2 protein-coding genes are annotated in these 1,076 nt (G+C 62.6%); both read right to left on the bottom strand.

Features of this window, described 5'->3' with window-relative positions; translation table 11 throughout:
- The coding region (locus tag ACFWPJ_RS33600) for a Uma2 family endonuclease (RefSeq protein WP_378857665.1) at positions 1-392 on the bottom strand (392 nt) is incomplete at its 3' end.
- A gap of 167 nt (positions 393-559) precedes the next feature.
- Positions 560-1,076, bottom strand: a 517-nt coding sequence (locus tag ACFWPJ_RS33595) for a Uma2 family endonuclease (protein WP_378857663.1), incomplete at its 5' end; no start/stop codon positions are given.

Here is a 1,076-nt window from a genome sequence, read left to right as displayed (position 1 = left end):
GGGGAGGTCACCTCGACGGCGAGGGCCAGTTGAGCTGGGTAGACCCGCGGTGAGTCGGCGGCGAGCAGGGCCGCGTGGGTTTCTCGGTCGAGTAGGAACAGGTCGGGCACGTATCCGTCTTGGATCTCGATCAGGCTCAGGTCGACGTTCGTCGCCAGCTGCCAGCAAAACGATTCGTCGGCGAGCTCGGCGGCGTAAACGGCCCGTGATATCGACTGGACCACGTGTCCGTGGCCGAATCGTGGACAAGGTGACACGACGACTTCCCCCCCGATGATTTCGACGCGACTGCCGTCCGGGACATGGAGGTACTCGTCGAGCTCACCGCGCTCCCACATCGCGAAAGCTGAGTCGGGCATCTTCATCGGTCCACGAACCTGTGCGGTTGTCATAGCTGCAACCTCCTCTTCGGCTGTCCTCAGAGTATCGGGTCGCGAGGCCGCTAATGGCTGTGAACTGGGGTTCTGTGGACTACTTCGCGATTGTGGACAACGCTCGGTTCACCACGGGCTTCACGGTGCGCGTCCGTCGCGGCTGAATGAGCCCAAGGCTGATGGGCCTACAGCACCAGGTCGGTCAGCTGACCCCAATCCAGGTTTATCCGGATGGGCAGTTCGACGGCGAATGCGGTGCCTGGCTTCAAGATCCGGGCGAGACGATAATGTCCGACACCGTGGTCGAGTGCGTAGGTCTCGATGGCGGTGACGTCGGTGTCGGTGATGCTGACCAGCCAATACCAGGGGATTCCGGCGGCTGCGTATTCACTCATCTTTTCCAGCCGGTCGGTCTTCACGTGGCTCGGTGAAATGACCTCGACAGCAATTTTCACATGGCGGGCGGGCATCGGCCCAACCTCGGAAGGCACGCATTCGAACAGTGCGACGTCCGGCCGTCGGATGGTGGCCCGGGGTGTTTCCCAGAGCGCCACATCGAAGTCATGGCCGGCATCGAGGCAGGTCGACGGATCCACGGATACATGCTCCTTGGCCGCTGACTCGAACATCGCGAGCAGGCGAAGGACGGCCTTCTGGTGCTCCCGGGTCGGAGACTCACAGCGCACAGCGTCGCCGTTGACC

Source organism: Nocardia sp. NPDC058497 (assembly GCF_042720195.1).
GTDB lineage: Bacteria > Actinomycetota > Actinomycetes > Mycobacteriales > Mycobacteriaceae > Nocardia.
The sequence above is the reverse complement of the archived record's forward strand: the minus strand, read 5'-3'. Positions and strand labels throughout refer to the sequence as shown.